1 protein-coding gene is annotated in these 293 nt (G+C 74.4%); it reads right to left on the bottom strand.

From position 1 onward, the window contains the following. On the bottom strand, positions 1-293 hold a 293-nt coding region (locus VR45_RS40145; RefSeq protein ID WP_045944916.1), incomplete at both ends, for an ATP-binding cassette domain-containing protein.

Here is a 293-nt window from a genome sequence, read left to right as displayed (position 1 = left end):
TGCGGGTGTCAGTTGCGAGCCGAGCAGATCGGGGTCGAGGACCTTGTCGAAGCCCAGGCGCTGCAGGTCGCCGGCGATGCGGCGGCGCAGTTCAGCGCGGTCCAGGCGACGGCCCGCGGCGCGGGGGAGGGCGCCGGCGTAGACGTTCTCGGCGACCGAGACGTGCGGGATGATCTCCGGTTCCTGCGGGATGATCCGGATCCCGGCGGCGCGGGCCTGGGCGGGGGAGGCGAGGTCGATGCGGCGGCCGTCGAGGACGACGTGGCCCTCGGTCGGCTGGTGGTCGCCGGTGA

The sequence above is a fragment of the Streptomyces sp. NRRL S-495 genome, from assembly GCF_000966955.1.
Lineage (GTDB): Bacteria > Actinomycetota > Actinomycetes > Streptomycetales > Streptomycetaceae > Kitasatospora > Kitasatospora purpeofusca.
Note: the sequence above shows the minus strand (reverse complement) of the source record. Positions and strands in the feature narration are given on the sequence as shown.